The 26,484-nt window shown below is 69.7% G+C and carries 24 protein-coding genes; 11 read left to right on the top strand and 13 right to left on the bottom strand.

Annotated features, from left to right (window positions below; genetic code table 11):
• The first annotated feature begins 85 nt into the window (after positions 1–85).
• From ACRYRV_RS12065 to ACRYRV_RS12055, 3 genes are all read left to right on the top strand, one after another.
• Positions 86–1,483: a coniferyl aldehyde dehydrogenase gene (locus ACRYRV_RS12065; RefSeq protein ID WP_444984996.1), complete on the top strand. Its 1,398-nt coding sequence runs from the start codon at positions 86–88 to the stop codon at positions 1,481–1,483.
• 39 nt (positions 1,484–1,522) lie between these two features.
• A complete protein-coding gene (gene edd, locus ACRYRV_RS12060; protein WP_444984997.1) occupies positions 1,523–3,397 on the top strand; it encodes a phosphogluconate dehydratase in 1,875 nt (624 codons plus the stop codon).
• A 77-nt stretch (positions 3,398–3,474) separates the two neighbouring features.
• Entirely contained in the window at positions 3,475–4,503 is a 1,029-nt protein-coding gene (locus ACRYRV_RS12055) for an aldose epimerase family protein (protein ID WP_444984998.1), read from the top strand.
• 6 nt (positions 4,504–4,509) lie between these two features.
• Here ACRYRV_RS12055 and rhuM read toward each other — a convergent pair whose 3' ends face one another.
• The 4 genes from rhuM to zwf all read right to left on the bottom strand — a co-directional run bounded on the left by rhuM (position 4,510) and on the right by zwf (position 8,576).
• Positions 4,510–5,508, bottom strand: a complete 999-nt coding sequence (rhuM, locus tag ACRYRV_RS12050) for a RhuM family protein (protein ID WP_444984999.1) — start codon at positions 5,506–5,508, stop codon at positions 4,510–4,512.
• Positions 5,509–5,621: 113 nt separating this feature from the next.
• Positions 5,622–6,284 carry a bifunctional 4-hydroxy-2-oxoglutarate aldolase/2-dehydro-3-deoxy-phosphogluconate aldolase gene (locus ACRYRV_RS12045; RefSeq protein WP_309635393.1) on the bottom strand — a complete coding sequence of 221 codons (663 nt, stop codon included), beginning with the start codon at positions 6,282–6,284 and terminating at the stop codon, positions 5,622–5,624.
• An 18-nt stretch (positions 6,285–6,302) separates the two neighbouring features.
• On the bottom strand, positions 6,303–6,968 hold the full coding sequence (pgl, locus tag ACRYRV_RS12040; RefSeq protein WP_253444743.1) for a 6-phosphogluconolactonase: 666 nt from the start codon (positions 6,966–6,968) through the stop codon (positions 6,303–6,305).
• Positions 6,969–7,082: 114 nt separating this feature from the next.
• A complete protein-coding gene (gene zwf, locus ACRYRV_RS12035; RefSeq protein WP_444985000.1) occupies positions 7,083–8,576 on the bottom strand; it encodes a glucose-6-phosphate dehydrogenase in 1,494 nt (497 codons plus the stop codon).
• Positions 8,577–8,713: 137 nt separating this feature from the next.
• On the opposite strand from zwf, the gene ACRYRV_RS12030 reads away from it, so the two are divergent.
• The 4 genes from ACRYRV_RS12030 (at position 8,714) to ACRYRV_RS12015 (ending at position 12,835) form a co-directional block, all read left to right on the top strand.
• Positions 8,714–9,577 (top strand): MurR/RpiR family transcriptional regulator, encoded by an 864-nt coding sequence (locus ACRYRV_RS12030; protein WP_253444748.1) that lies wholly within the window; start codon positions 8,714–8,716, stop codon positions 9,575–9,577.
• Between the two features lie 74 nt (positions 9,578–9,651).
• Positions 9,652–10,506 carry a putative selenate ABC transporter substrate-binding protein gene (locus ACRYRV_RS12025; RefSeq protein ID WP_444985001.1) on the top strand — a complete coding sequence of 285 codons (855 nt, stop codon included), beginning with the start codon at positions 9,652–9,654 and terminating at the stop codon, positions 10,504–10,506.
• A gap of 11 nt (positions 10,507–10,517) precedes the next feature.
• Complete coding sequence (locus tag ACRYRV_RS12020; protein ID WP_444985002.1) at positions 10,518–11,315, top strand: ATP-binding cassette domain-containing protein; 798 nt, start codon at positions 10,518–10,520, stop codon at positions 11,313–11,315.
• Positions 11,312–12,835 (top strand): PhnE/PtxC family ABC transporter permease, encoded by a 1,524-nt coding sequence (locus tag ACRYRV_RS12015; RefSeq protein WP_444985003.1) that lies wholly within the window; start codon positions 11,312–11,314, stop codon positions 12,833–12,835. The genes ACRYRV_RS12020 and ACRYRV_RS12015 overlap by 4 nt, the downstream gene beginning before the upstream one ends.
• Positions 12,836–12,841: 6 nt before the next feature.
• Here ACRYRV_RS12015 and ACRYRV_RS12010 read toward each other — a convergent pair whose 3' ends face one another.
• From ACRYRV_RS12010 to ACRYRV_RS11975, 8 genes are all read right to left on the bottom strand, one after another.
• Entirely contained in the window at positions 12,842–13,216 is a 375-nt protein-coding gene (locus tag ACRYRV_RS12010; protein WP_253444759.1) for a RidA family protein, read from the bottom strand.
• 74 nt (positions 13,217–13,290) lie between these two features.
• The gene (locus ACRYRV_RS12005; protein WP_444985004.1) at positions 13,291–13,653 is read right to left on the bottom strand and encodes a putative quinol monooxygenase; all 363 of its coding nucleotides are present in this window, start codon (positions 13,651–13,653) and stop codon (positions 13,291–13,293) included.
• A 102-nt stretch (positions 13,654–13,755) separates the two neighbouring features.
• A complete protein-coding gene (locus tag ACRYRV_RS12000) occupies positions 13,756–14,610 on the bottom strand; it encodes a universal stress protein (protein WP_309635387.1) in 855 nt (284 codons plus the stop codon).
• A 14-nt stretch (positions 14,611–14,624) separates the two neighbouring features.
• Entirely contained in the window at positions 14,625–16,115 is a 1,491-nt protein-coding gene (locus ACRYRV_RS11995; RefSeq protein ID WP_444985005.1) for a SulP family inorganic anion transporter, read from the bottom strand.
• A 321-nt stretch (positions 16,116–16,436) separates the two neighbouring features.
• The gene (locus ACRYRV_RS11990) at positions 16,437–17,315 is read right to left on the bottom strand and encodes a DMT family transporter (RefSeq protein WP_444986293.1); all 879 of its coding nucleotides are present in this window, start codon (positions 17,313–17,315) and stop codon (positions 16,437–16,439) included.
• A gap of 104 nt (positions 17,316–17,419) precedes the next feature.
• Positions 17,420–18,208 carry a slipin family protein gene (locus tag ACRYRV_RS11985; protein ID WP_253444771.1) on the bottom strand — a complete coding sequence of 263 codons (789 nt, stop codon included), beginning with the start codon at positions 18,206–18,208 and terminating at the stop codon, positions 17,420–17,422.
• 54 nt (positions 18,209–18,262) lie between these two features.
• Positions 18,263–19,777: an NfeD family protein gene (locus ACRYRV_RS11980; RefSeq protein WP_444985006.1), complete on the bottom strand. Its 1,515-nt coding sequence runs from the start codon at positions 19,775–19,777 to the stop codon at positions 18,263–18,265.
• A 216-nt stretch (positions 19,778–19,993) separates the two neighbouring features.
• Entirely contained in the window at positions 19,994–20,725 is a 732-nt protein-coding gene (locus ACRYRV_RS11975; protein WP_444988728.1) for a hypothetical protein, read from the bottom strand.
• A gap of 234 nt (positions 20,726–20,959) precedes the next feature.
• Between ACRYRV_RS11975 and ACRYRV_RS11970 the strand changes: the two genes are divergently transcribed.
• The 4 genes from ACRYRV_RS11970 to ACRYRV_RS11955 are packed head-to-tail and all read left to right on the top strand — an operon-like array spanning position 20,960 to position 25,652.
• Positions 20,960–22,039 carry a phosphotransferase gene (locus ACRYRV_RS11970; protein WP_444985008.1) on the top strand — a complete coding sequence of 360 codons (1,080 nt, stop codon included), beginning with the start codon at positions 20,960–20,962 and terminating at the stop codon, positions 22,037–22,039.
• Positions 22,040–22,071: 32 nt separating this feature from the next.
• The gene (locus ACRYRV_RS11965; protein ID WP_444985009.1) at positions 22,072–23,307 is read left to right on the top strand and encodes an ABC transporter substrate-binding protein; all 1,236 of its coding nucleotides are present in this window, start codon (positions 22,072–22,074) and stop codon (positions 23,305–23,307) included.
• Between the two features lie 18 nt (positions 23,308–23,325).
• On the top strand, positions 23,326–25,023 hold the full coding sequence (locus ACRYRV_RS11960; protein WP_444985010.1) for an ABC transporter permease: 1,698 nt from the start codon (positions 23,326–23,328) through the stop codon (positions 25,021–25,023).
• Positions 25,020–25,652: an ATP-binding cassette domain-containing protein gene (locus ACRYRV_RS11955; RefSeq protein WP_444985011.1), complete on the top strand. Its 633-nt coding sequence runs from the start codon at positions 25,020–25,022 to the stop codon at positions 25,650–25,652. Before ACRYRV_RS11960 ends, ACRYRV_RS11955 begins: the two co-directional genes overlap by 4 nt.
• Here ACRYRV_RS11955 and ACRYRV_RS11950 read toward each other — a convergent pair.
• Positions 25,639–26,481 (bottom strand): sterol desaturase family protein, encoded by an 843-nt coding sequence (locus ACRYRV_RS11950; RefSeq protein WP_444985012.1) that lies wholly within the window; start codon positions 26,479–26,481, stop codon positions 25,639–25,641. The two genes, ACRYRV_RS11955 and ACRYRV_RS11950, sit on opposite strands and share 14 nt — an antisense overlap.
• Positions 26,482–26,484: the final 3 nt, after the last annotated feature.

Below are 26,484 nucleotides of genomic sequence, written 5' to 3'. Positions count from 1 at the left end.
GCTCCCGGGGGCTGATAATTCCATAGCGGAACGGCGTCATTGTGCCAGACCCGCTTCCAGCCTTGTACATCTCAGGGAGAGCTGCATGACTCATGTCCAGACGCTTCAGGCCCGCTTCGATGCCCAGCGCCGCGCCTTCGCCGCCGAGCCCTGGCCCGACCTGGCCCTACGTCGCGACCGGCTCGCGCGTCTGGCGACCATGACCCGCCGCCACCGCGACGAGATCAGTCGGGCCATCGCCTCCGACTTCGGCTACCGGGCCGAGGCCGAGAGCCGGCTGGCCGAGGTGGCCACCGTGCTGCAGGCGATCCGCCACGCCCGGCGCCACCTGCGCCGCTGGATGCGACCGCGCCGCGCCGCCGTGCCCTGGCGGCTCAAGCCCGGCCGCGCCCGGGTCCATCGCCAGCCCCTTGGCGTGGTGGGCATCATCGCCCCCTTCAACTACCCCTGGAACCTGGCCATGCTGCCGGCGGTGGACGCCCTGGCCGCCGGCAATCGGGTGCTGATCAAGCCCAGCGAACACACCCCGGTCACCAGTGCCCTGATGGCACGCCTGGCCGAACGCTACTTCAGCGCCGAGGAGCTCTGCGTGGTGGAGGGGGGCATGGGGGTCGCGAAAGCCTTCGCCGCCCTTCCCTTCGACCACCTGCTTTTTACCGGCGGCGGGCGCATCGGCCGCGAGGTGGCACGGGCCGCCGCCGCCAACCTGACCCCCGTCACCCTGGAGCTCGGCGGCAAGACGCCGGCCATCGTCGCCGACGACGCCGACCTGACCCGCGCCGCCGAGCGCATCGCCTTCGGCAAGTGGCTCAACGCCGGCCAGACCTGCATCGCCCCGGACCACGTGCTGGTGGAGAGCGCACGGCTGCCGGCGCTGGTCGAGGCGCTAAAGGCCGCGGTGGCAGACTTCTACCCGAAGGGCTGCACCAGCGCCGACTACAGCGCCGTGGTGGGGGAGCGGCAGCAGTCGCGCCTCACCGCCATGCTGGAGGAGGCCCGGGACCACGGCTGCCGGGTGATCGAGCTCGGCGAGCGCCGGGAGCTGCCCGATGGCGGCGTCAAGCTGCCCCCCGTGCTGGTGGTGGACCCGAACGAAGGGCTCGCCATCATGCAGGAGGAGATCTTCGGCCCCTGGCTACCCATCGTCGGCGTGCGCGACTTCGACGCCGCCCTGGCCCACGTCAATGCCGGGCCCAGGCCCCTGGCCCTCTACGCCTTCACCGACGATGCCGAGCGGCGCCGGCGGGTGCTGGAGACCACCCGCTCCGGCGGCGTGGTCTTCAACGACACCCTCTGGCACAGCGCCGTGCCCGCCCTGCCCTTCGGCGGCGTGGGCGAAAGCGGCATGGGCGCCTATCACGGCGAGGCGGGCTTTCGGCGCTTCAGCCACGAGCGCAGCGTCTTCATTCAGGCCCGACGCAACGCTGTCTCGCTGCTCAACCCGCCCTATCGCCGCTGGCTGCTCAAGCTGCTGGGGCTCTAGCCCCGGCGCCGTCATCGCACGAAACGCTGGAGACTCACCATGCCCACGCTCAATGCCACCGTTGCCGACGTCACCCGCCGCATCCGCGAGCGCTCCGCCGAGCGCCGCGCCCTCTACGAGGCGCGCATGGCGGCCCAGCACCGGCGCGGGGTGCATCGCGGCGAGCTCTCCTGCGGCAACCTGGCCCACGGCTTCGCCGCCTGCGGCGCCGAGGAGAAGCAGGCGCTGAAGCTGATGAACTCGGCCAACCTCGGCATCGTCTCCGCCTACAACGACATGCTCTCGGCTCACCAGCCCCTGGAGGACTACCCGGCGATCCTCAAGGCCGCCGCCCGAAGCATGGGCTCCACCGCGCAGTTCGCCGGCGGCGTGCCGGCCATGTGCGACGGCGTCACCCAGGGCCAGCCCGGCATGGAGCTGTCGCTCTTCTCCCGGGAGGTGATCGCCATGGCCACCGCCGTGGCGCTCTCCCACAACATGTTCGATGCCGCCCTCTATCTGGGCGTCTGCGACAAGATCGTGCCTGGGCTCTTTATCGGCGCGGCGCGCTTCGGCCACCTGCCGGCGCTCTTCGTGCCCGCCGGCCCCATGGAGAGCGGCCTGCCCAACCGGGAAAAGGCGCGCATCCGCCAGCTCCATGCCGAGGGCAAGGTGGGCCGCGAGGCGCTGCTCGAGGCCGAGTCCGCTTCCTACCACAGCCCCGGCACCTGCACCTTCTACGGCACCGCCAACTCCAACCAGCTGATGATGGAGATCATGGGCCTGCACCTGCCCGGCGCCTCCTTCGTCAATCCGGGCACCCCGCTGCGCGAGGCCCTGACCCGCTATGCGGCCGAGCAGGCGATCCGCAATACCGAGGCCGGCGGCGACTACCGCCCCTTCTATCGGCAGGTCGACGAGCGCGCCATCGTCAACGCTATGGTGGGTCTGCTCGCCTCCGGCGGCTCCACCAACCACACCCTCCACCTGGTGGCCATGGCCGCCGCGGCGGGGCTGACCATTACCTGGGACGACTTCACCGCCCTCTCCGCGGTGACTCCCGGCCTGACCCGCATCTACCCCAACGGCCAGGCCGACGTGAACCACTTCCATGCCGCCGGCGGCATGAGCCTGCTGATTCGCGAGCTGCTGGGCGCCGGCCTGATCCATGGCGATATTCCCACGGTGTTCGGCAGCGACCTCACCGCCTACACCCGGGAGCCCTGCCTGGAGGAGGGCCGGCTCGTCTGGCGGGAGGGGCCCACCGAGAGCCTCGACACCGACGTGCTGCGCGGCGTGCACGATCCCTTCGCCCCCACCGGCGGGCTTGCCGTGCTGGACGGCAACCTGGGCCGCGGCGTGATCAAGGTCTCGGCGGTAGCCGAAGAGCATCGTGTCGTGGAGGCGCCGGCGCGGATCTTCGAGGACCAGAACGCGCTCAAGGCGGCCTTCGAGGCGGGCGAGCTGGACCGCGACCTGGTGGTGGTGGTGCGCTACCAGGGGCCCAGGGCCAACGGCATGCCGGAGCTGCACAAGCTCACCCCCTACCTCGGCGTGCTCCAGGACCGCGGCTTCCGGGTGGCACTGGTCACCGACGGGCGCATGTCCGGCGCCTCCGGCAAGGTGCCGGCGGCCATCCATATGACCCCGGAGGCCCTGGATGGCGGCCCCCTGGCACGGCTGCGCGACGGCGACATCATCCGCTTAGACGCAAACGCCGGCACCCTCGAGGTCAAGGTCGCCGCCGATGAGCTGGCCCAGCGCGAGCTGGGCCAGCCGCACCTGGAGCACTATCACCTGGGCCTGGGCCGCGAGCTCTTCACCGGCCTGCGCCACCTGGCCAGCGGCTCCGAGGCCGGCGCCAGCGTCTTCGGTGGCTTCGAGGCCGACGACCTGGCCAGCCAGGCCGAGCAGATCCGCCAGCAGGATGCCTGAGCTCGGGGAGCTGCCGTGCTAGGCTATGCCGCCTCTGCCAACGCCATGACCGCAGCACCGCCAGCTCAGGAGGCCTCATGATTCCCGCTTCGCTCAGAACCCTGCTCGACGAGACCCGAGGCCAGCGCCGGGCCGAATGGCAAGGCCGCCAGGTGTGGCTGGCCAACGAGGCCTGGGGCGAGCTCGCCCTCTCCCTGCAGGGAGGCCAGGTCCTGCACTTCCTTCCGTCGCCCGACGCCGCGACCGCTGAGGGCTCTCTTCCGTCGTCCGACGCCGCGACCGCTGAGGGCTCTCTTCCGTCGCCGCTCTCTAACGCGTCCGAAGACACCCGAACGCGCGTCAGCGCCTCACGCCCAAGCGAGAGCGAGGGCGAGGGCGAAGAAGCGTTGGTGGCAGGTGGCTGGCTCTGGGTGACGCCCACCCCCCAGGCGCTGCCCGGCACGATCCGCGGCGGCATCCCGCTCTGCTGGCCCTGGTTCGCCGACGACCACTATGCCGACGAGAGCGAGGACAGGAGCGGCCCCTTCCACGGCCCGGCGCGCCTGGCCGGCTGGCGCCTGGACGCCGTGGATGAGCATGAGGAGGGGGTGGAGCTGCATCTCTCACCAGAGGAGCGACTGCACACTCAGCTCGCGCCGCGGGTGGTGATCCAGGCCAACGCCCGGCGTCTGCACGTGGAGCTGATCACCGAGCACGTGGGCGAGACCCCGGTGAAGATCAGCGGCGCCCTGCACAGCTACCTGGCGGTGGCCGACGCCCGAGCCTGCCGCCTCGAGGGGCTGGTCGGCGCCCGCTACCTGGACAAGCTGGCCGGCTTCGCCGAGGGCGAACAGCAGGGCGAGCTCGGGGTACGCGGCGCCGTGGACCGCATCTACCACAGCAACGCCGAGCTCACCCTGGACGATGGGCAGCGCCGCCTGCGTATCGCCCGCCAGGGCAGCGACTCCGCGGTGGTCTGGCAGCCGGGTGACGCCCTGCCCGAGGACACCCCCGCCGATGCCGGCCGCCGCTTCCTCTGCGCGGAGGCCGCCAACACCCGCCTCGACCCGGTGTGGCTGGTGCCCGGCGCCCAGCACCTTCTGGGCACCACGCTCTCGCGGGGGTGAGTCGGGCTATTCCTTGACAGGTTCTCGTAGCAGAATGAAATGCTCGATCAGCCGGATCATCAGGGTTTTCTGATCCGGCAGGCTTTCCGCCACCAGCAGGGCCAGAGCCACCAGAGTGTTGTCATTGATCAGTTGTTCCACCGGCCGCGCCAGCAAAGCGGCGTTTCGGCGTAGGTACCATAGGAACAGGAAGGAGCCGCAGCGCTTGTTGCCATCGGCCAACGGGTGATTCTTGATGACGAAGTAGAGCAGGTGCGCCGCGCGGCTGGCGACGTTGGGATAGAACAGCTCATCGCCGAAGCCCTGCTCGATAGTGGCCAGGGCCGAGGCCAGGCCATCGCCCCGCAGCTGGCCGAAAAGCTCGGTGGCCTCGCTCTTGGCGATCAGGGCCTGCTTGAGCTCACCGATGGCATCGAAAGCCTCGTCCAGTTCCAACGGCTGCATGTCCGGCTGCCTGATGCCGACCTCGGCCAGCTGCTGCTCATCATAGCCCTGCAACAGGCTCCAGGAGCGGGCGTAGTCGCTGATCACGCGCGCGACCGCCTCGCCCTTCCTGGAGACTAGCCCCTGGTTGGTCAGCGTGCGGCTCAGCAGATCGACCACTTGCTCGAACTCGATGCCGCGTTCCGCCAGGCGGCGCTGATTGAGGGTATAGCCCTGCACCAGGTGGTCCTTGAGCACCTGGGTAGCCCATTGGCGGAATTGGGTGGCACGACTCGAATTGACGCGGTAACCAACCGAGATGATGGCGTCTAGATTATAACGCTTCGTGCGGTACCGCTGACCATGCTCCGCCATATGTTCCAAAATGGAACATGTGCTCTCCTCACTGAGCTCGCCACTCCTGTAGATATTACTCAAATGCTTGGTGATGGCCGGGCGCCTGGTACCGAATAGCTCAGCCATCTGGGCCTGACTCAGCCAGACCGTCTCCCGGTCCAGCGCCACTTCCAGCTGTGCCTGGCCATCACGGGAAGTGAAGATTCGTACTTGCTGCTCGGTCATGACAGTTCCTCGCCATTGCCTTGGGCAAGCGCCTGCGTGTCGGTTCATGGATGGAAAGTCATCCGGAAACCACCAGAAGGTAAGCGCCCACCTCTGCAGGCGCTCAGATCAGCTCAGTGATGAAACCGCTCCGCGGCTTCCCGGGCCAGCTGGCGGATGCCGTGCCAGTCCTCGGCGTCGACCAGGGACTGGGGCGTCAGCCAGGTGCCGCCCACGCACATCACGTTCTTCAGCGCCAGGTAGTCCTCGGCGTTCTCCAGGGTGATACCGCCGGTGGGGCAGAAGCGCGCCTCGGGGAGCGGGCCGGCGAAGGCCTTCAGCGTCTTGACGCCGCCGCTGGCCTCGGCGGGGAAGAACTTGAAGCGGCGGTAGCCGTGCTGCCAACCGGACATCACCTCGGAGACGGTGGTCACCCCCGGCAGCATCGGCACGGGGCTGCTGACGCCGTGGCGATAGAGCGCCGCCGTGGCCCCCGGCGTGACCACGAAGTCGGCCTCCACCTCCTCGGCCTGGCGGTACTGGGCCGGGGTGAGCACGGTCCCCACGCCCACGCTGGCCTGGGGCAGCGCCGCCTTGATGCGGCGCACCGCCTCCAGGGCGCAGTCGGTGCGCAGGGTCACCTCCAGCACGGAAAGCCCCCCCTCCACCAGGGCGGTGGCCAGGGGCACCGCATCCTCGAGGCGCTGGATGGCCAGCACCGGGATCACCTCCGCCTTGAGGCAGATGCTGTCGAGCTCGGTGGTGCGGGTCGAGGGCAGCTGTTTGTCGATGGTCATGGAACACCTCCGGTCGGTTCAGGGAGCCCAGTAGATCGCCAGCGGGCAGGAAAGAAAGGCGCGGATCGGCAGCTCCCGGGGGTCATCCCCGGCCAGGGCGCGCACCAGGGTGTCGCGCTTGTCGCCGCCGGTGATATGCAGGAAGTGACGCCGGGCACGGTGCAGCCGGTCGCCGCTCAGGGTCAGCCTGGGCAGCTGGCCCGGGGCGCGGATCGCCACCGCCGGCTCGGCGGTGGTCAGCGCCAGGGGCAGCTCCGGGCTGTCGGGGAAGAGCGAGGCGGTGTGGCCGTCGCCGCCCATGCCCAGCACCACGGCGCTGGCGGGCCAGGCCAGCGACGCGAGCCGCCGGGCCACCTCAGCCACGCCCTGCTCCGGGGTGGGGTCATGGGTGGTCAAGGAGACGAAGGTGGCCGCCGCCGCAGGGCCCTGCAGCAGGTGGTGACCCACCAGGCGAGCGTTGCTGTCGGCGTGCTCCATTGCCACCCAGCGCTCGTCGGCCAGGGTGACCTCGACCCGCTCCCAGGGCAGCTCCCGGGCGGCCAGGGCCCGGAAGAAGGGCACCGGGGTAGAACCGCCGGAGACCACCAGCAGGGCACGCTCCTGGTGATTCAGGTCATGCTGCAGCGCTTCCGCCACCGCCTCGGCCAGCTGGGTAGCCAGGCGCTCTCGACACAGCTCGCTCATATGGTTTCCTCCCGAGAGGCCTTCCAGAATCGCGCGATAAATCGCGCTCCTACAGCTCCCGACGAAGCCCGCCCCTTCCTGTTTCCGGCCTCGTCGCGGCGCTCCTGACGCTCGCTAGTAATCCTCGTACCAGCTTCGGCCATCCTGGGTGATCATGGCAATGGACGCGACCGGCCCCCAGGAGCCGGCGGGGTAGCGCCTTGGCGGCTCGGCCCGCTCGGACCAGGCGGCCACCAGGCTGTCGCACCAGCGCCAGGCGTGCTCCACCTCGTCCCGGCGCACGAAGAGATATTGCCGCCCCTTCATCACCTCCAGCAGCAGGCGCTCGTAGGCGTCGGGAATCCGCGTCTTGGGAAAGGCGCTGTTGAAGTCCAGCTGCAATGGGCCCCGGCGCAGCCGCATGCCCTTGTCCAGGCCACTGTCCTTGGTCAGCACCTCCAGCATGATGCCCTCCTCGGGCTGCAGGCGGATCACCAGCTTGTTGGCGGCCAGGTCGCGCTGGTCCGGGTCGAAGATGTAGTGGGGCTGCTGGCGAAAGTGGATGACGATCTGGGAGAGCTTCTCGGGCATGCGCTTTCCGGTGCGCAGGTAGAAGGGCACCCCGGCCCAGCGCCAGTTCTCCACGCCGGTGCGGATGGCCACGAAGGTCTCGGTATGGCTCCCGGGGTTGGCCCCCTCCTCCTCCAGGTAGCCGGGCACGGCCTGGCCGTGGACGGTACCGGTAATGTACTGGCCGCGCACCACGTCCCGGCCCAGCCGTTCCTCGGTAAAGGGCCTGAGCGCCCTGAGCACCTTGACCTTCTCGTCGCGGATGGCATCGGCGTCGAGGTTGGCCGGCGGGTCCATGGCGATCAGGCAGACCAGCTGCAGCAGGTGGTTCTGCACCATGTCGCGCAGCTGGCCCGCCTCATCGAAGTAGCCCCAGCGCCCCTCGATGCCGACCTGCTCGGCCACGGTAATCTCCACGTGAGAGATGTGGTTCTGGTTCCACTGGGTACCGAAGAGCGGGTTGGCGAAGCGCAGCGCAATCAGGTTCTGCACCGTCTCCTTGCCCAGGTAGTGATCGATGCGGTAGATCCGCGACTCGGGAAAGACGGCACCGATGGCGTCGTTGATCGACGCCGAGGAGGCCAGGTCGTGGCCGATGGGCTTCTCCACCACCACCCGGGCCCGCTCATCGAGGCAGCCCGCCGCCTCCAGGTGGCGACAGATGTCGCCGTAGAGCCTGGCCGCCACGGAGAGATAGACCACCAGGGGCCGCGAACTCCCGCGGTGCCAGTCGGCAATCTGCGCGTAGCCCTCGGGCAGGGCGAAGTCGAGGCGGCGGTAATCCAGGCGGGCCAGAAAGCGCGCCATGGCCTCACGCTCCTGCTCCTCGGCCCGCAGCTGGCGCGCCAGGGCCTGCTCGATCTCCTCGCGAAAGGCCGCCGCGTCCAGCTCCCGGCGCGCCAGCCCCAGCAGGCGCGTGTCGGCGGGCAAGAGCCCCTCCCGATCGAGATGGTAGAGCGCCGGAAAGAGCTTGCGCCGGGCCAGGTCGCCCATGGCACCGAAGATCGCCAGGTCGATGCCGTCACCGGCGGTCGGCTTCCCTCGAGTCTGCTGCGTCATGCCCTGCCCTCCTTGTCTGCCGGCGCGCTCCTGTGCGGAGCCGGACCGGTCCATCGCCTACCCGCAGCATAACCTGCATAATGTCGTTAAATCACCACATCCCCTGCCGCCAGCCGTTACGGAGACCCCAACCGCCCATGGCCAGTCACGACCTGCTCGATCGAATCCGTCAGCGCCTCGAGGAGCTCAACCGTTCGGAGCGCAAGGTCGCCGACGTCATCCTCGCCGACCCCACCGCCGCCACCAGCATGAGCATCGCCAGCCTGGCCCAGGCCGCCTCCGTCAGCGAGCCCACCGTCAACCGCTTCTGCCGCAGCTTCAACGCCAAGGGCTACCCGGACTTCAAGATCAAGCTGGCCCAGAGCCTGGCCGGCGGTACGCCCTATGTCAGCCAGGCGGTGGAGCCCGACGACAGCGCCGCCGACTACACCCGCAAGATCTTCGGGGCTACCATGGCCGCCCTGGACGAAGCCCTGCGCCAGACCGACCCGGTGCGCATCGAGAAGGTAGTGGACTACCTGATTCAGGCTCGGCAGCTGCACTTCTTCGGGCTCGGCGCCTCGGGGGCCGTGGCCCAGGATGCCCAGCACAAGTTCTTCCGCTTCAACATGCCGGTCACCGCCTACGTGGACGTGCTGATGCAGCGCATGGTGGCGTCGAGCTGCCACACCGGGGACGTGGTGGTGGTGATCTCCTGGACCGGCCGCACCCGGGAGCTGGTCGATATCGCCCGCCTGGCCCGGGAGAACGGCGCCGTGGTGCTGGGCATCACCGCCCCGGGCTCGCCCCTGGCGGCGGAGTGCACCGAGACCCTGGAGGTGGCCACCCCCGAGGATACCGACCACTACATGCCCATGACCTCGCGCATGATCCAGCTGACGCTGATCGACGTGCTGGCCACCGGGGTGACCCTGCGCCGCGGCGAGGACTTCCTGCCCCATCTCAAGAAGATCAAGGACAGCCTCAAGAGCACCCGCTACGCCGCCCCGCGCAATGACTGAACACCACCCGCGGGCTTGCCAGAGGCGGCCTCTCGCACAACAATAGCGCCCCCTGTCACCGCTGGAGCCCTGCCATGCGCCGCCTTGCCCTTGCCGCCACCCTTGTCCTGTTCGCCCAGGGTGCGGCCGCCGAGACCTTCCGCTTCACCGCCATTCCCGACGAGGACCAGGCGCGCCTGGTGGAGCGCTTCGGCAAGGTCGCCGACTATCTGGAGGAGCGCCTGGGCGTCGAGGTGGAGTACGTGCCGGTGAAGTCCTACAGCGCCGCGGTCACCGCCTTTCGCAACGACCAGGTGCAGCTGGCCTGGTTCGGCGGCCTCTCCGGCGTCCAGGCCCGCCGCCTGGTACCGGGCTCCCAGGCACTCGCCCAGGGCAGCGAGGATGACGCCTTCATGAGCTACTTCATCGCCCACCGCTCGACCGGCCTCGAGCGGGCCGATGAACTGCCCGACGCGCTCGAGGGGATGAGCCTCACCTTCGGCTCGCGCACCTCCACCTCCGGGCGCCTGATGCCGGAGCACTTCTTCCGGGAGCGCTTCGACGACGTCGACCCCGAGGCCTTCTTCTCCCGGGTGGGCTACTCCGGCGACCACTCCCGCACCATCGCCCTGGTGGAAGCGGGCACCTGGGACATCGGCGCGGTGAACTATACCGTCTGGGACGCCGCCGTCGCCGATGGCCGCGTCGACACCGACCGGGTCTCGGTGATCTGGGCCACCCCGCCCTATCCCGACTACAACTGGACCCTGCGCGGCGACGCCGACGAGCGCTTCGGCGAGGGCTTCACCGAAAAGGTCCAGGCCGCCTTCCTGGAGATGGACGACCCGGCGCTGCTGGCGAGCTTCCCCCGCGAGGCCTTCATTCCCGCCGACAACGCCCTCTACGCGCCCATCGAGGAGGTCGCGGAAGAGCTCGGCCTGCTGCGCTGAGGGCAAGCGCCATGGAGAGCGAGCAACGCCGCCCCCCCACCGGCCCTGCACTGGTCCGCTTCGAGGCCGAGGATCTCGGCCACGGCCGCGGCCGCCAGGGGCGCCCCCGCCACCTGGTGCTGCCCGGACTGACGCTCACCCTGCATGAGGGTGAGCGGGTGGCGCTGCTCGGCCAGAGCGGCTCGGGCAAGTCGACCCTGCTGGCCGAGCTGCGTGAAAGGCTCGGGACCCGCGCCGCCTGGTGCCCCCAGCACCACGGCCTGGTGCCTCAGCTTGCCGTCTACCACAACGTCTTCATGGGGCGACTGCCGGAGCACTCGGCCCTGGCGGCGCTCTGGAACCTGGTACGCCCCCTGGCTCGCCCCTGGCGGGAGGTGGGTGAGCTCTGCGCGCTGCTCGGGCTGGAGGGCCTCGCGCGGCGCCCGGTGGGCCGACTCTCCGGCGGCCAGCGCCAGCGGGTGGCCATCGCCCGCGCCCTCTACCAGGGACGGGCGATCTTCCTCGGCGACGAGCCGGTGGCCAGCGTCGACCCCCACCAGGCGCTGCGCCTGCTGGCGCTGATCGATGCCCGCCATCCCACCTCGGTGGTCGCGCTCCATCAGCGCGAGCTGGCGCTCTCCCACTTCGACCGGGTCTGGGGGCTAAGGGAGGGTCGGCTGGTGATCGATGCCCCGACCCGGGCGCTGACCCTGGACGACCTGGACACCCTCTATCCGGATGCCGACGCCCCGGCCGACGCCTCCTCCGAACCGGCCGCGCCGACGATGCCGAATCCGGAAGCGCTGCCCTGCGCCCGGGGCCGGCCGTGAGCGAGGCGCGCACTCACCCGCCCCGCCATGGGCGCCACTGGTGGCGGGGCGACACACCCGGGCTCAAGCTCGCCCGCCACACCCTGGGGCTGGTGGCCTTGGCCGTGGTGCTCCTGCCCTTCGCCGATCTCGCCATCCACACCCGGGAGCCCTGGACGGAGCTCGGCCGCATGGCACTGGGCATGGCCTGGCCCGCCTGGGGGGCGCTGGAGTCGCCGCTCTCCGCCATCGGCCTGACCGTGGCGGTAGCGATCTGGGGCACCCTGGCCGGGGTGGTGCTGGGCTTCCCCCTGGCGCTGCTCTTTGCCCGCTCGCGGCTTGTGCGCGCCGTCTGCGCCTTCCTGCGCGCCATCCACGAGCTGTTCTGGGCGCTGCTCTTCCTGCAGGTGTTCGGGCTCTCGGCCGTCACGGCGCTGGCGGCACTGGCCATCCCCTATGCCGGCATCTTCGCCAAGGTCTATGCGGAGATCCTCGAGCAGACGCCCCGGGCGCCCCGAGACGCCCTGCCCCCGGGCACCGGCCGCCTGGTGCGCTTCGTCTACGCCGAGCTGCCGCTGGCCTGGGCGCAGCTTGCCGCCTACACCCGCTACCGCTTCGAGTGTGCCCTGCGCGCCAGCGTGCTGCTGGGCTTCGTGGGGCTGCCGACGCTGGGCTTCCACCTGGAGACCGCCTTCCGGGAGGGGCGCTATCACGAGGCGGGCGCCCTGCTGTGGCTCTTCTATCTGCTGATCGCCAGCCTGCCCGGCTGGAGCCACCGTCGGCTGATCCCGGTGCTTCTGGTCGGTGGCGCCTGGCTGCTGGGCCCCTGGCCCAGCGTGGATGGGGCCCTGGTATGGCGCTTCGTCAGCGAGGACATCTGGCCACGAGAACTACTGGCCGGGGACTGGGCGGGCCTGGTCGAGTGGCTGTCGCGCATCCCGGACCTGGGGCCGGCCATCGGCAACACCCTGCTGCTGGGGCTGCTCGGCACGGTGGGCGCACTGCTGGTGGCCATGGCGCTGTGGCCCCTGGCCTGCCGCCACTTCGGCAATCGCGGCACCCGGCTCGCCGGCCACGGCCTGCTGATCGCCCTGCGCTCCACCCCGGAGCTGATGCTGGCGTTTCTCTTCCTGCTGCTGCTGGGGCCCTCGCTGCTGCCCGCCTGGCTGGCGCTGGCGCTGCACAACGGGGCCCTGATCGCCTTTCTGGTGGCGCGCCACGCCGACGCCCTGACGCCCGGCATGCCGGGGCTCTCCGCTACGGGCCGGCTGGCCTACGAGCTGCTGCCGCGGCTCTATCCGGGCATGCTGGCGCTGCTCTATTACCGCGCCGAGGTGATCCTGCGCGAGACGGCGATTCTGGGGATGCTGGGGGTGGCGACGCTGGGCTTCTATATCGAGGAGGGGTTCGACTACCTGATGTTCGACGTGGCCTTCTTCCTGCTGCTGATCACCGCGACGCTCAATATCGCCGTGGACGCCCTGTCGCGGCGTCTCAGGCCGAGGGACGGGGCCGTCATGGACGACCCCTGCATGCGGTAGGGCCGCTCAGTAGCTGTACTCGCCGCTGACCACGGCGGCCGAGACGGTGATCTCCACCTTGAGCTCGTCGGCGGGCATGGGCGCGCAGACGCAGGTGCGCGCCGGGGCGTGGCCGGTGGGCACCCAGGCATCCCACACCGCGTTCATGGCGGCGAAGTCGTGGCCGTCTTTCAGGTAGATCGTCGCGGTCAACAGGTTCTCGCGATCGGAGCCGATCTCGGCGAGCAGGGCGTCCACGCGCGCCAGCATGCTCTGCGTCTGCTCGGTGATGTCGCCGTGGCGCGCCTCGGGGCCGGCCACCTGCCCACACAGGTAGGCGATGCCGTTGTGGATCACGGCGCGGCTCATGCGCGCCTTGGTGTCGTGACGGACAATGCTCATAAAAACCTCTCCTTGAATGTTTCCGGCAGTACATTCCCCTGCCGAAACGGCTATCGGCCAGCCATTATCACCGCTCATGCACCCGGGGTCGACTGCCGGGGCGCGTCGTAGTCGATTGGCTCATCGGTATAGACGCAGACATTGGCATCCTCGACATCACCGTCCGGCGACTCGACGTGGGTCGCGAAGAACTCCTGAATCTCGCGTCGGTTGCAGTGGGCCTCGAAGAGCTCGCGGCTGGCCCAGACCTCGTGGAAGACGATGGGATAGCTGGTGCCCGGCGCATTGGGATGGTCGATATGGCGGGTCACGGTATAGTGCAGGCAGCCATCCTCGCGATGGGTGTTCGGCTCCAGGGCCTGCAGGGCCTTGAACAGGGCCTCTTCGCGGCCGGGCCTGGGCTTGAAGCTGGCAATACAGTAGATCTTGCGGGACATGGATCACTCCGGAAAGGCATCTCTCCTGACCCCGGTTGGCGGCCTGGGAGCATCGTGAACAAGACAAGCCGGCGCACCGAGAGGGGCCGGCTCGTGAAAGGGTCAGCGCAGCAGCAGCACCGGCACCCTGGCGCGGCGCAGCATGGCGGTGGTGGTACTGCCCACCAGCAGCTGGCGAATGCGCGAGTGGCCATAGGCCCCCATCACCAGCAGGTCGATGGCGTTCTCCTCCTTGTAGGCGCGCAGGGTCGCCTCCACCTCGCCGGCGCGAATGGCGCCTTCGGCCTCATGGCCGGCGCCACGCAGGGTCTCGAGGGCCCAGTCGAGCTGGGCGCGGTTGTCGCCGGTCTCGGCCCCTACGATCACCACATGCACCGGGATCCCCTCGAACAGCGGGCTTCTGGCCAGCATCTCTACCCCCTTGCGGGCGGTCTGGCTGCCGTCGAAGGCGATCATCACCCGTTCAGGTGCCTTGAAGCGCTGGGGCACCATCAGGATCGGCCGGCGCAGGCTGCGTACCACCCGCTCCAGATTGGAGCCGAGATGGCCGCTGTCCTGGTGGGCACGCTCGCCGCGCTTGCCGATCACCAGCAGGCGCATCTCCTCCTGTAGCTCCTCCAGGGTCTCCACCAGGGTGCCGTTGCGCTGACGGGTGCCGGGCTCGGCAACGCCACCCTCGATGGCACGCTCCCGGGCCGCCTCGAGCATCAGGCGCCCCTGCTCCCTGGCCACCCTGGCGCGGCGCTCGTCGAGCTGGGCGAGCTCCTCGAGCAGATGCTCCCGGGCGCCCAGGCCGATATGGCCGGAGAGGTCCGCCTCGGCGGTCTGGGGGTGGTTGTCGACCACGTGCAGGAAGGTGAGCGGCGCTTCCAGGGCCTGGCTTGCCCAGGCGGCGTAGTCGCACACCCCTTCCGAGAAGGTCGAACCGTCGATGGCGGCCATTACCTGTTCTGTCATCGTCATCGTGCTCCTCAGTGGCCGCCCATCAGCTTGTCGACGGCGGCGGGGTCATTGTGCACAGCATAGCGGTCGACGATGGTGGCCGTCGCCTCGTTGAGGCCCACCAGCGCTACCTCCGTGCCCTCGCGGCGGAACTTGATCACCACCCGGTCCAGGGCCTGCACGGCGGTGATGTCCCAGAAGTGGGCCCGGGAGAGATCGATGGTGACCTTCTCCACGCTCTCCTTGAAGTCGAAGGCGTTGCCGAAGCGCTCGGAGGAGGCGAAGAACACCTGGCCCACCACCCGATAGGTGCGATGGCGTCCCTTCTCGGCCTCCTCGCTGCCGATATGGAGGATGTTGCCCACCTTGTTGGCGAAGTTCATGGCCGCGATCAGCACCCCGACGAAGACGCCGATGGCCAGGTTGTGGGTGAAGACGGTGACCGCCACCGTGGCCAGCATGACGACGTTGGTGCTCATGGGGTGCTGCTTGAGGTCGCGGATCGAGGCCCAGCTGAAGGTGCCGATGGAGACCATGATCATCACCGCGACGAGCGCGGCCATGGGAATCTGCGAGACCCAGTCGGAGAGGAACACCACCATCATCAGCAGCACCACCCCGGCCACCAGGGTGGAGAGGCGCCCGCGGCCGCCGGATTTAACGTTGATCACCGACTGGCCGATCATGGCGCAGCCCGCCATGCCGCCCAGCAGGCCGGAGCCGATATTGGCGATGCCCTGCCCCTTGCACTCGCGGTTCTTGTCGCTCGGGGTATCGGTGAGATCGTCGACGATGGTGGCGGTCATCATCGACTCGAGCAGGCCCACCACGGTGAGCATCAGCGAGTAGGGCAGGATGATCCACAGGGTCTCGATGTTGAGCGGCACGTCAGGCCACAGGAAGACCGGCAGGGTATCGGGCAGCTCGCCCATGTCGCCCACGGTGCGGATCTCCATGCCGGAGAGCAGGTAGACGGCAGTCAGCACCACGATGCAGACCAGCGGTGAGGGGATCGACTTGCCGATCCTGGGCAGGTAGGGGAAACCGTAGATGATGCCGAGGCCCGCCGCGGTCATGGCATACACATGCCAGGTGACTCCGGTCAGCTCCGGTAGCTGGGCCATGAAGATCAGGATCGCCAGGGCGTTGACGAAGCCCGTCACCACCGAGCGCGAGACGAAGCGCATCAGCTCGGCGAGCTTGAGGTAGCCGGCGATGATCTGCAGCACACCGGTGAGCAGGGTGGCGGCGAGCAGGTACTCGAGGCCATGGTCGCGTACCAGAGTGACCATCAGGAGCGCCATGGCGCCGGTGGCCGCCGAGATCATGCCCGGGCGGCCGCCGGCGAAGGCGATGATCACCGCGATACAGAAGGAGGCGTAGAGCCCCACCTTGGGGTCCACGCCGGCGATGATGGAGAAGGCGATCGCCTCGGGTATCAGGGCGAGGGCCACCACGATACCGGCGAGGGTGTCGCCCTTCACGTTGGAGAGCCAGGTCTGGCGTATCGATTCGAACATGCTCTGTTCCAGTCAGGGGTGGGGGTCATGCCGCAAGGGGCCGCACCGAGAACAGCGGCGGGCCATTGGCCGCATCCTTCGGGTGCAGCGCCTATCGCGGCGTCGGACGTTATCGCTATGGTGCGTTGTTGCCAGGGATGGGCGCAGGCGCGCCCGGGCGGCCACAGGGTGGCGCCAGGGAGTGACGCTTCGGTGACGAGGCGCCGAGGGAGGAGATATGCGCTAGGGCGGAGTCGTCAGCCCTGCCGGGGGAATCATCACGGGTGCGGGTCCCTTGTCTGATCTGCCGCTCGGGGGCGGCACTCGAGAGAGCCGCGCATTCTAGCAGCTCCCCTGCTGCGCTGCACCCCGGGCCCGGAGCCGCCGCTCCAGACGGCGCTCATAGAGGCCCTTGGCGAGCAGGCTGCCCAGCACCAGGGCGCCGCCGGCGAAGGCCAGGGGCGTGGGCCTCTCGCCCAGCAGCCACCAGACCCAGAGCGTCCCCGCCACCACCTCCAGCAGCATCAAGAGCCCCACCTCGGCGGCGGGCAGGTAGAGCGGGCCGCGCTGGATCAGGGTGAAGCCCAGGGGCAACAGCATCAGGCAGAGCACCACCAGCCAGAGCAGGCTCTGTCCGGCAGGCAGCGCCAGGCCGGGGCCCATGAGGCCATAGAGGCCGGCACTGGCCGCCACGATCAGCCCCGAGAGGGTCAGCATGGGGCTCATGTCGACCCCTGGGCGGGTGCGGCAGAGGGTGAAGTTGGCGGCGAGCGCCGTGGCGGCCAGCAGCGCAAAGCCGTTGCCGAGCCAGGAGCCCACCCCGGCGTCATCCAGGGCGATCAGCGAGATGCCCGCCAGGCAGGCACCGATGGCCAGCCAGGTGCGCCGCGGCAGGTGCTCCTGCAGAAAGAAGCGCGAGAGCAGCGCGGCGATCAGCGGGGCCCCGGCCAGGATCATCAGCACGTTGCCGCCGCGGGTGTACTGGTTGCCCAGCACGAAGCCGAAGGTGGAGAGGCTGAAGAGCAGCGCCACGCCAAGCCCGGTCCAGCCGCAGCGCCGATAGGCCTGCAGGGTGCCGGCGCCGTGACGCAGCAGCATGATGACGATAAAGCCAAGCGCCGTGAGCAGCCCGCGCCAGACCAGAATCTCGGCGTCGGGCAGGCCGATCACCTTGATCAGCAGGGCGTCGGGGGAAATGATCAGGGCGCCGCCGCCGGTCATCAAGAGACCCTGCTGGCGGCGCGAGAGATAAGCGGGGCTCAAGGCAACCTCGATGTCGCGAAGGGCCCCTCAGGATGCCACGGCCGGGAAGGCCATGGCAGGGGTCAGTCGTCGCCGTTCTGCGCCTTGCGGGCCTGGGCCGCCGGCGAAGCCTTCATGTGCTTGAAGGCCTCCATGATGTCCATGGGCAGCGGGAAGACGATGGTGGAGGCGTTCTTGTTGCTCATGTCGCTCATGGTCTGCAGGTAGCGCAGCTGCAGGGCCGCCGAGTTCTCGGCCATGACGTTGGCGGCCTCGACGAGCTTGCGCGAGGCCTGCAGCTCGCCCTCGGCGTGGATCACCTTGGCCCGCCGCTCCCGCTCGGCCTCGGCCTGGCGGGCGATGGCGCGGATCATGCTCTCGTCCAGATCGACGTGCTTGATCTCCACGTTGGCCACCTTGATGCCCCACTCCTCCGTCTGGGCATCGATGATCTCCTGGATATCGTCGTTGAGCTTGTCCCGCTCGGAGAGCATCTCGTCCAGGTCATGCTTGCCGAGCACCGAGCGCAGGGTGGTCTGAGCCAGCTGGCTGGTGGCCACGGTGAAGTTCTCCACCTGGATGATCGCCCTCTCGGGGTCGATGACCCGGAAGTAGAGCACGGCGTTGACCTTCACCGTGACGTTGTCCTGGGAGATCACGTCCTGCTCCGGCACGTCCATGGTGATCACCCGCAGGTCCACCACCTCCATCTTCTGGATGCCCGGGATCACGATGATCAGCCCCGGCCCCTTGACCGACTGGAAGCGGCCGAGGAAGAAGATCACCCCGCGCTTGTACTCCGGCAGGATTCGGATCGAGGCGGCGATCAGCATGAACAGCAGGACCACCGGCACAAGATAGGAAATCAGCATGGTCACTCTCCTTGACTGCGAGGTTGGGGTGAGGCGCCGTCTGGCGCCCCGGGGTCAGGACGGTTCGGAGGCCAGGGGCTCCACTTCCAGGGTCAGGCCGTCGATACGCACCACGCGGACCGCCTGCCCCCTGGCGACCGGTCGGATGGCGCGGGCCTTCCAGCGCTCGCCCATCAGCTTCACGTGGCCCGCGCCGTCGAAATCCTCGACCGCCACGGCCTGACTGCCGACCAGCTCCTCCACGCCAGTGCGCGCCGGGCGTCGCCGCAGCCCCATGAAGCGGGTCATCACCCAGAGCATCAGCGCCGCGGCCAGGGCCGCCACCCCGCCGATCATGGGCAGCGAAATGCTCAGCATCTCGGAATCCATCAGAATCACCGAGCCGATCACGAAGGCGACGATACCGCCGAAGCCGAGGATGCCGAAGCTGGGCATCAGGGCCTCGCCCACCATCAGCGCCAGGCCCACCAGGATCAGCGCCAGCCCCGCATAGTTGACCGGCAGCACCTGGAAGGCGAAGAGCGCCAGCAGCAGGCTGATGATGCCGATGGTGCCGGGCACCAGGCTGCCGGGGTTGGAGAGCTCGAAGATCAGCCCGTAGAAGCCGATGATCATCAGGAAGTAGGCGACGTTGGGGTTGGTGATCACCGACAGCAGCTGGGTGCGCCAGTCGGGATCGAAGCGCTCGATGGTCAGGTCCGCCGTCTCGAGGGTCTGCTCGCCGCGCTCCATCACCACCGTACGCCCGTCGATCTGCTCGAGCAGGTCCTCGATATCGCTGGCCACCACGTCGATGACGTTCTTCTCCAGCGCCTCCCGAGAGGTGAGGTTGACCGCCTCGCGCACCGCCTCCTCGGCCCAGTCGGCGTTGCGACCGTGGCGCTCGGCCAGGCCGCGAATGTAGTAGACGGCGTCTTCCAGCACCTTGCGCTCCATGGCGGTCTCGCCGCGGCGCGGCGTGTCCGCGGCGCGGCTGCGCTCGTCGGCCTCCTCGCCGGTTGCCTCGGCGTCGGGTACGGCCGCCTCGTCGCCGGCGGCATCGGCGGCATCGGCGGCCTCCTCGGACTCCTCCGCCCTGGCCCCGTCGCCGCTGCGCTCGTCGTCGTCATCGCCGCCTATCCCCGGAAAACCGCCGCCCATCTGCACCGGGGTGGCCGACCCCAGGTGGGTGGAGGGAGCCATGGCAGCCACGTGGCTGCCGTAGAGCAGGTAGGTGCCGGCACTGGCGGCCCGGGCACCACTCGGCGACACATAGATGGCCACCGGCACCGGCGAGGTGAGCATGGCGCGGATCATGTCGCGCATGGAGGCGTCGAGGCCACCGGGGGTGTCCATCTGCACCACCACGATCTCGGCATTGCCCTCGGCGGCCCGGCGCAGGCCGCGCTGGAAGTAGTCGCTGGTGGCGGGGCCGATGGCCCCCTCCACGGTCATCACCAGCGCCGTGCGCTCGTTCTGCTGGGCCTGGACCACAGACTGGAAGAGCGCCAGCGCAACGCCCAGCGCCAGGCAGGCGAGGCTGAAGAGGAGAAAGCGGCGCCCGATCAGGGCGGCATGAACTCGGCTCATGGTGATCTTCCCTGCGCGACCCTACTGGAGGATGTGAGTGTCGGCGGGGCGGTTGGTTCAGCCGCGGCCGATATTCATCAGCGTAGGTGGTGACGCGTGCAGGCCGCAACAGGGCACTGGGCGCGAGGCAGGCATTCTGCGTCGGCGAGCAAGGCACCGGGCGCCGGCATGGCTCCCGCACAGGGGGGGGCCGGCGCCCGGCGGGGCGAGGCAGCCTCACAGGTCGTGGGGCTGTCCGGTGTAGCGTCGCTGCACCTCCACCATGTAGGCCGAGAGTGACGGAAGCGCCTCGCCACCCCAGTCGAGGGGGCTCGCCTGCATGGGCGCCACCATGCAGATCTGCACCATCTCGTCGGCATGCACCTCGGACATGCCGAACTGGTTCTCGGCCATGGCCACCCGGTGGGGGAAGGCTTCCTCGAAGGTGGGGTTGTAGCCCATGTCCTGGCCGTCGCTGCCGTGGCAGGTGGCGCAGGAGAGGCCGTTGGTGCTCAGCGAGGTGTCGTAGTAGAGAACCTCGCCGCGGGCCAGCAGCTCGGTGGGGTTCTCGCCGGTTTCGCTGTAGGCCGGCTCGTAGCCCGCGGGGCGGCTTACCGCCTCCGTATCGCCGGCTTCAGCTTCCCCCTCGGCTTCCGCTTCGGCCTCGCCTTCTGCTTCCGCTTCGGCCTCGCCTTCTGCTTCCGCTTCGGCCTCCCCCTCGGCTTCTGCCTCTGCCTCTGCTTCACCCTGTGCCTCGGCACCTCCCTCCGCATGCGCCTCGGCATGGGCGTTGGTGAAGAGCAGCGATATGGCAGACAACGTGGAGAAGACAGGCGAGGAGTCCTCCTCGCCGACGGTGGCATGCAGGGTGACGCCGCCCGCCACCAGGGCGAGCACCGGCGCCGTGTAGGCCAGCTGTCGTCCCAGGCGTCCTAGCAGCTTGCGGCGTTTATCGTCATGCTGTGACATGGTAGCTACCTCCGTGATGGCGAGTCGCGACGACGCCGGAGCATCGCTCGGCCGGGCGCACGCATCGTCGCCCTGGCCCACCGCTGTCGTCGCGGTCAGGTTCTGTCGGCGGATGACCGGATGGCTTACAGCTCACCCGCACGCCACCCGACACGCCCTGCCCACGACACTGTAAGGATGGCTGGCCTCGCCCGACATTGATGAGACGCCTAACCCCCGACACCGAGGAACGACATGCCGGATTCCGTCCCCTGCGCGGACACCCGACTCGACGCAAAGGATGCCCTGGCCGGGGCCCTGGCGCGCGCCGGCCTGGCGGCCGATATCCGCGCGGTGCATCCGATGGCCGATACCGGCCTGGCCCATACCCATGTGTGGCTCGAGCGCGATACCATCGACTGGGTGGCACGGCTGCCAAAGCAGAGCCAGATGGGGCTGCCGGCCGAGGAGAACCTCGCCTACCAGGCGGCCTGCTTCGCCCGCGCCGGCCCGAGCGGCCATACGCCGGCACTGCACGGCGTGCTGCCGCCCGCGCCCGAGCTGCCCCGCGGCGGCCTGCTGGTCAGCGCGGTCCGCGGGCGACCGGCCCGCCTCCCCGATGACCTGCCCGCCATCGCCGAGGCGCTGGCCGCCATCCATGGCCTGGAGGTGCCCGCCGAGGCGGACCGCGCCCCGCTACGCTCTCCCGCCGACCCCTGGCGGGCCATGCGCGAGGAGGTGGCGCGCCAGGCGGAGTGGCTGGCACATGCCGGCCTCTCCCGGCAGGCGCGCGCGCGGATCGAGGAGGAGCTCGCGGCGCTGCCCGAGCGCCTGCCGCCGGGGCCCGGCACGGCACCTCGCCTGATCAGCTTCGATGCCCACCCCGGCAACTTCCTGATCACCGACTCGGGACGCGCCGTGCTGGTGGACCTGGAGAAGTGCCGCTACGGCCTGCCGGGCTTCGACCTGGCCCATGCCACCCTCTACACCTCCACCACCTGGGACCTGCACAGCCGCGCCGTGTTGACCCTCGAGGAGGTGGCCGACTTCTATCGCCAGTGGCGGAGCACCGCCGGCCTGGCCACGGAGCCCGCCTCGCTGCTGGCCTGCCGCCGGGCCATGTGGCTCTGGTCGCTGACCTGGTGCGCCAAGTGGCGGGCCCAGCACCGCCGGGAGCGCGATGCCGCGGCCGGCGGCGAGGACTGGTCCGCCGAGCTCAGCGACGACGCCCTGGTGGCCCATGTGCGCGAGCGGGTCGAGCACTACCTCTCGCCGGCGACCATCGACCGGGTAAAAGATGAACTGCTTGACCTGCGCCTCGCCCTCGGCGATTGATTCCCCCTGACGCCCCCGACAAGGACTGCCCGATGCCGATCCGCCCCCTTGCCCTGCTCCCCGCCCTGGCACTGATATTGACCACCCCCCTCCAGGCCGCCCCGAACCCCACCGACTGGGAGGCGGTGCTCGAGGAGGCTCGAGGCCAGACCGTCTACTGGAACGCCTGGGGCGGCGACAGCCGCACCAACCGCTATATCGAGTGGGTCGCGCGGCGGGTGGCCGAGGAGCACGATCTCAGCCTGGTGCACGTCAAGCTCGACGACACCAGCGCGGCGGTCTCCCGGGTGCTGGCCGAGAAATCCGCCGGCAACCTCGACGACGGCAGCATCGACCTCATCTGGATCAACGGCGAGAACTTCGCCGCCATGAAGGAGGCCGACCTGCTCCATGGCCCCTTCGCCGAGCGGCTGCCGAACTTCGCCCTGACCCACCCCGGGCACAACCCCGAGGTGGTGACCGATTTCACCCTGCCCACCGAGGGCTACGAATCGCCCTGGGGCAAGGCCCAGATCACCTTCTACTATGACAGCGAAGACATCGGGGACAGTGAAGAGATGGGGGATACCGGCCCGCCGCGCAGCATCGAGGCGCTAGCGGCCTGGGCCGAGGCCAACCCCGGGCGTTTCACCTATCCGCGCATCCCCGACTTCACCGGCAGCACCTTCCTCAAGCAGGCGCTGATAGCCCTGGTCGAGGACACCGCCCCCCTCTACGCCCCGGCGGAGGAGAGCGACTTCGCCGCGGTCACCGCGCCGCTCTGGGAGTACCTGGATGCCCTGCATCCCCACCTGTGGCGCAGCGGCCGTCAGTTTCCCGCCACCGGGCCGGAGCTGCGCCGGCTGATGGGCGACGGCGAGCTGAGCCTGGCCTTCACCTTCTACCCCTCGGAGCCCGCCGCCGCGGTGGCCGACTTCGAGCTGCCGGAGAGCGTGCGCAGCTATGTGCTGGACGATGGCACCCTGGGCAACGTGCACTTCGTAGCCATCCCCTTCAACTCGCCGCGCCGGGCCGGCGCCATGGCGGTGGCCAACTTCCTGCTCTCCCCGGAGGCCCAGGCCCACAAGCAGGACCTGGCGGTGTGGGGCGACCGCACCGTGCTCGACGTCGCCCGCCTGCCCGAGGCGGACCGGGCGCGCTTCGCCATCGACGAGGAGAACCCCGCCATGCTGCCCGCCGATGCCCTGGAGAAGACGCTCCCCGAGCCCCACCCGAGCTGGATGACGGCGCTTCAGGAGGCCTGGCGCGAGCGCTATGTGCGCCGCTGATCACCGGGCGTTCACGCAATGCTGTTGCGTCTCGCGCCGGCGCTGATCGTCACCCTGCTGGTGGGGCCTATCCTGGCGGGGCTTACCATGGCCGCCCTGCCCGCCTTCGGCTACCTGCCGGCGCTTGGCGGCCACGCCTTCAGCATGGCCCCCTGGCGGGAGCTCTTCGCCCAGCCGGGCCTGGCGCGCTCGGTGGCGGTCAGCCTGGCCAGCGGCCTGGTGACGACGGCCATTTCGCTTACGGTGGTGCTGCTGTTCCTGGCCGCGGCCTCCGGCAGCCGGCTGGACCACTGGATCCGCCGCCTGGTCTCGCCGCTGCTGTCGTTGCCTCACGCGGCGGCGGCCTTCGGCCTGGCCTTCCTGATCGCCCCCTCGGGGCTGCTGGCGCGACTGGCCTCACCCGGGCTGACCGGCTGGGAGCGGCCACCGGACCTGCTGATCGTCCAGGACCCCTGGGGGCTCTCGCTGATGGCGGGCCTCATCCTCAAAGAGATTCCCTTCCTGCTGCTGATGAGCCTGGCCGCCCTGCCCCAGCTGGCCCCAGCGTGGCGCCTGGCCATGGCGCGCTCGCTGGGCTATCGGCCAACGATCGCCTGGCTCAAGGTCGTCGCCCCGGCGCTCTATCCGCTGATCCGGCTGCCGGTCTATGCGGTGATCGCCTATGCCACCTCGGTGGTGGACATGGCCTTGATCCTCGGCCCCACCCTGCCACCGACGCTGGCCGTCTCCATCCTCACCTGGTTCCAGGATCCGGACCTCTCGCGGCGCTTCATGGCCTCGGCCGGGGCGCTGCTGCAGCTGGGCGTCACCGCCTCGGCCCTGGCGATCTGGTGGGGGCTGGAGCGCCTGGTCGCCCGCCTGGGGCGCGGCTGGGTCGAGGGGGGCCAGCGGTGCCGCGGCGAATGGCCGCTGCGCCTGGCCGGCAAGGGACTGATCCTGCTGACCACCCTCGCCGCCTGCGCAGGGATCGCCACCCTGGCGCTGCACTCGGTCTCCGGTTTCTGGCGCTTCCCCGAGGCCCTGCCGCACGCCTTCACCCTGCTGCACTGGCAGCGCGCCCTGCCATCGCTGGCCGGGCCGGTCGCCTCGACCCTGGTGATCGCCGGCGTGGCGACGCTGCTCGCCCTGGCCCTGACCCTGGCCGCACTGGAGAACGAGCAGCGCACCGGCTGCCATCCGGCCCAGGGCCATCTTGCCTCGGCCCTCACCCTGCTCTATCTGCCGCTGATCGTGCCGCAGATCGCCTTCCTGTTCGGCCTAGTGGTGGTGACGGAGTCTCTGGGCACCCGGCCGCAGCATGCCCTGGTGATCTTCGGTCACCTGCTCTTCGTGCTGCCCTATGTGTTCCTGTCGCTCTCCGAGGCCTATCGTCGCTTCGACCCGCGCTGGTCGCAGCTGGCCCTGAGCCTGGGCGCCTCGCCCGACGGCGCCTTCTGGCGGGTGCGCCTGCCGATGCTGCTGGCGCCGCTGCTTACCGCCGGCGCCGTGGGCCTCGCGGTCAGCATCGGCCAGTACCTGCCTACCCAGCTGCTCGGCGCCGGCCGAGTGCCCACCGTGACCACCGAGGCCGTCTCCCTGGCCGCCGGCGGCGACCGGCGCCTGATCGGCGTCTGGGCGCTGGTCCAGGCCAGCCTGCCGCTGCTGGGCTTTCTTGTCGCCGTGGGCCTGCCGCGGCTGCTCTGGTCCCACCGTTGCGGCATGCGAGGCTCACCATGAACGATCGCCATCATCTGGTGCTGAAGGACGTCCAACTCGCCCTGGACGGGGCGAGCCTGCTGACACTCGATGCCGAGGTGGGCCCCGGTGAGATCCTCTCGGTGATGGGCCCCTCCGGGTCGGGCAAGTCGACCCTGCTGGCCTTCGTGGCAGGCTTCCTGGCGCCGGCGTTCGAGGCCTCGGGCCGGGTACTGCTGGATGGCCGCGATATCACGGGGCTGCCGGCGGAGCGGCGGGGTATCGGCCTGCTCTTCCAGGACCCGCTGCTCTTCCCGCACCTCTCGGTGGCCGGCAACCTGCGCTTTGGCCTGCCGCGAGCGGCGCGCGACCGCGCCGCCAGGGTCGAGGCCGCGCTGGACGCGGTGGGCCTGGCCGGCTTCGGCGAGCGCGACCCGACCACCCTCTCCGGCGGCCAGCAGTCGCGGGTGGCGCTGATGCGGCTGCTGCTCTCGGCGCCCCGAGCGGTGCTGCTCGACGAGCCCTTCTCGAAGCTCGACACGGCACTGCGCCAGGAGATGCGCCAGCTGGTGTTTGGCAGGCTGCGGGAGGCGGGGCTGCCGAGCCTGCTGGTCACCCATGATCACGCCGATGCCGAGGCCGCCGGCGGGCGGATCCTTACCCTCGCGTGACGCCCTGGCCATCGGGCTCGGAGGGCTCGGGGTTGCGCCACGGCTGCAGCAGCATGCGGTCGAGCCTCAGCTCGCCGGGGTCGCGAAACGCCTCGAGGCCGATGGTCATGCCCAGGTGCCCCTGCTCGGGCTGGGCCCGGTAGGTGCCGAACAGGCGGTCCCACCAGGGCAGGTTGAAGCCGAAGTTGCTGTCGGTCTCGTGGCGCAGCCAGGAGTGGTGGACCCGATGCATGTCGGGGGTCACCACCACCAGGCGCAGCCAGCGGTCGAGCCGCTGCGGCAGGCGCACATTGCCATGGTTGAACATCGAGGTGGCGTTGAGGATCACCTCGAAGAGCAGCACCGCCAGGGCGGGCGCCCCCAGCGTCACCACGGCGGCGACCTTGATCGCCATGGAGAGCAGGATCTCCACGGGGTGGAAGCGCAGGCCCGAGGTGACGTCGAGCTCGAGGTCGGCGTGGTGCATGCGATGCAGGCGCCACAGCAGGGGCACCGCGTGGAAGAGGCGGTGCTGGAAGTAGATCAGGGCATCGAGGGCCACCACGCAGAGCGGTACCGCCAGCCACAGCGGCACCTCGAGCCAGTGCATGAGCCCCCATCCCTGCTGCTCCGCCGTCAGCGCCACCCCCACCGCCGCCAGCGGAAACACCAGGCGCACCGCCAGGGTGTCGATCACCACGATCAGCAGGTTGCCGGGCCAGCGCTGGCGCCTAGTGATCCGCTGCGGGCGCCTGGCCGCCAGAAGCTCCCAGCCCGCCATCATCAGCAGCACCCCGGCGAAGGCCGCGAAGCGGATCCCGGGTTCGTTGAGCATCAGGAAGTCGTGCATGGC

It is taken from the genome of Halomonas mongoliensis (genome assembly GCF_052496345.1).
This window is presented reverse-complemented; position numbering and strand designations above follow the sequence as displayed.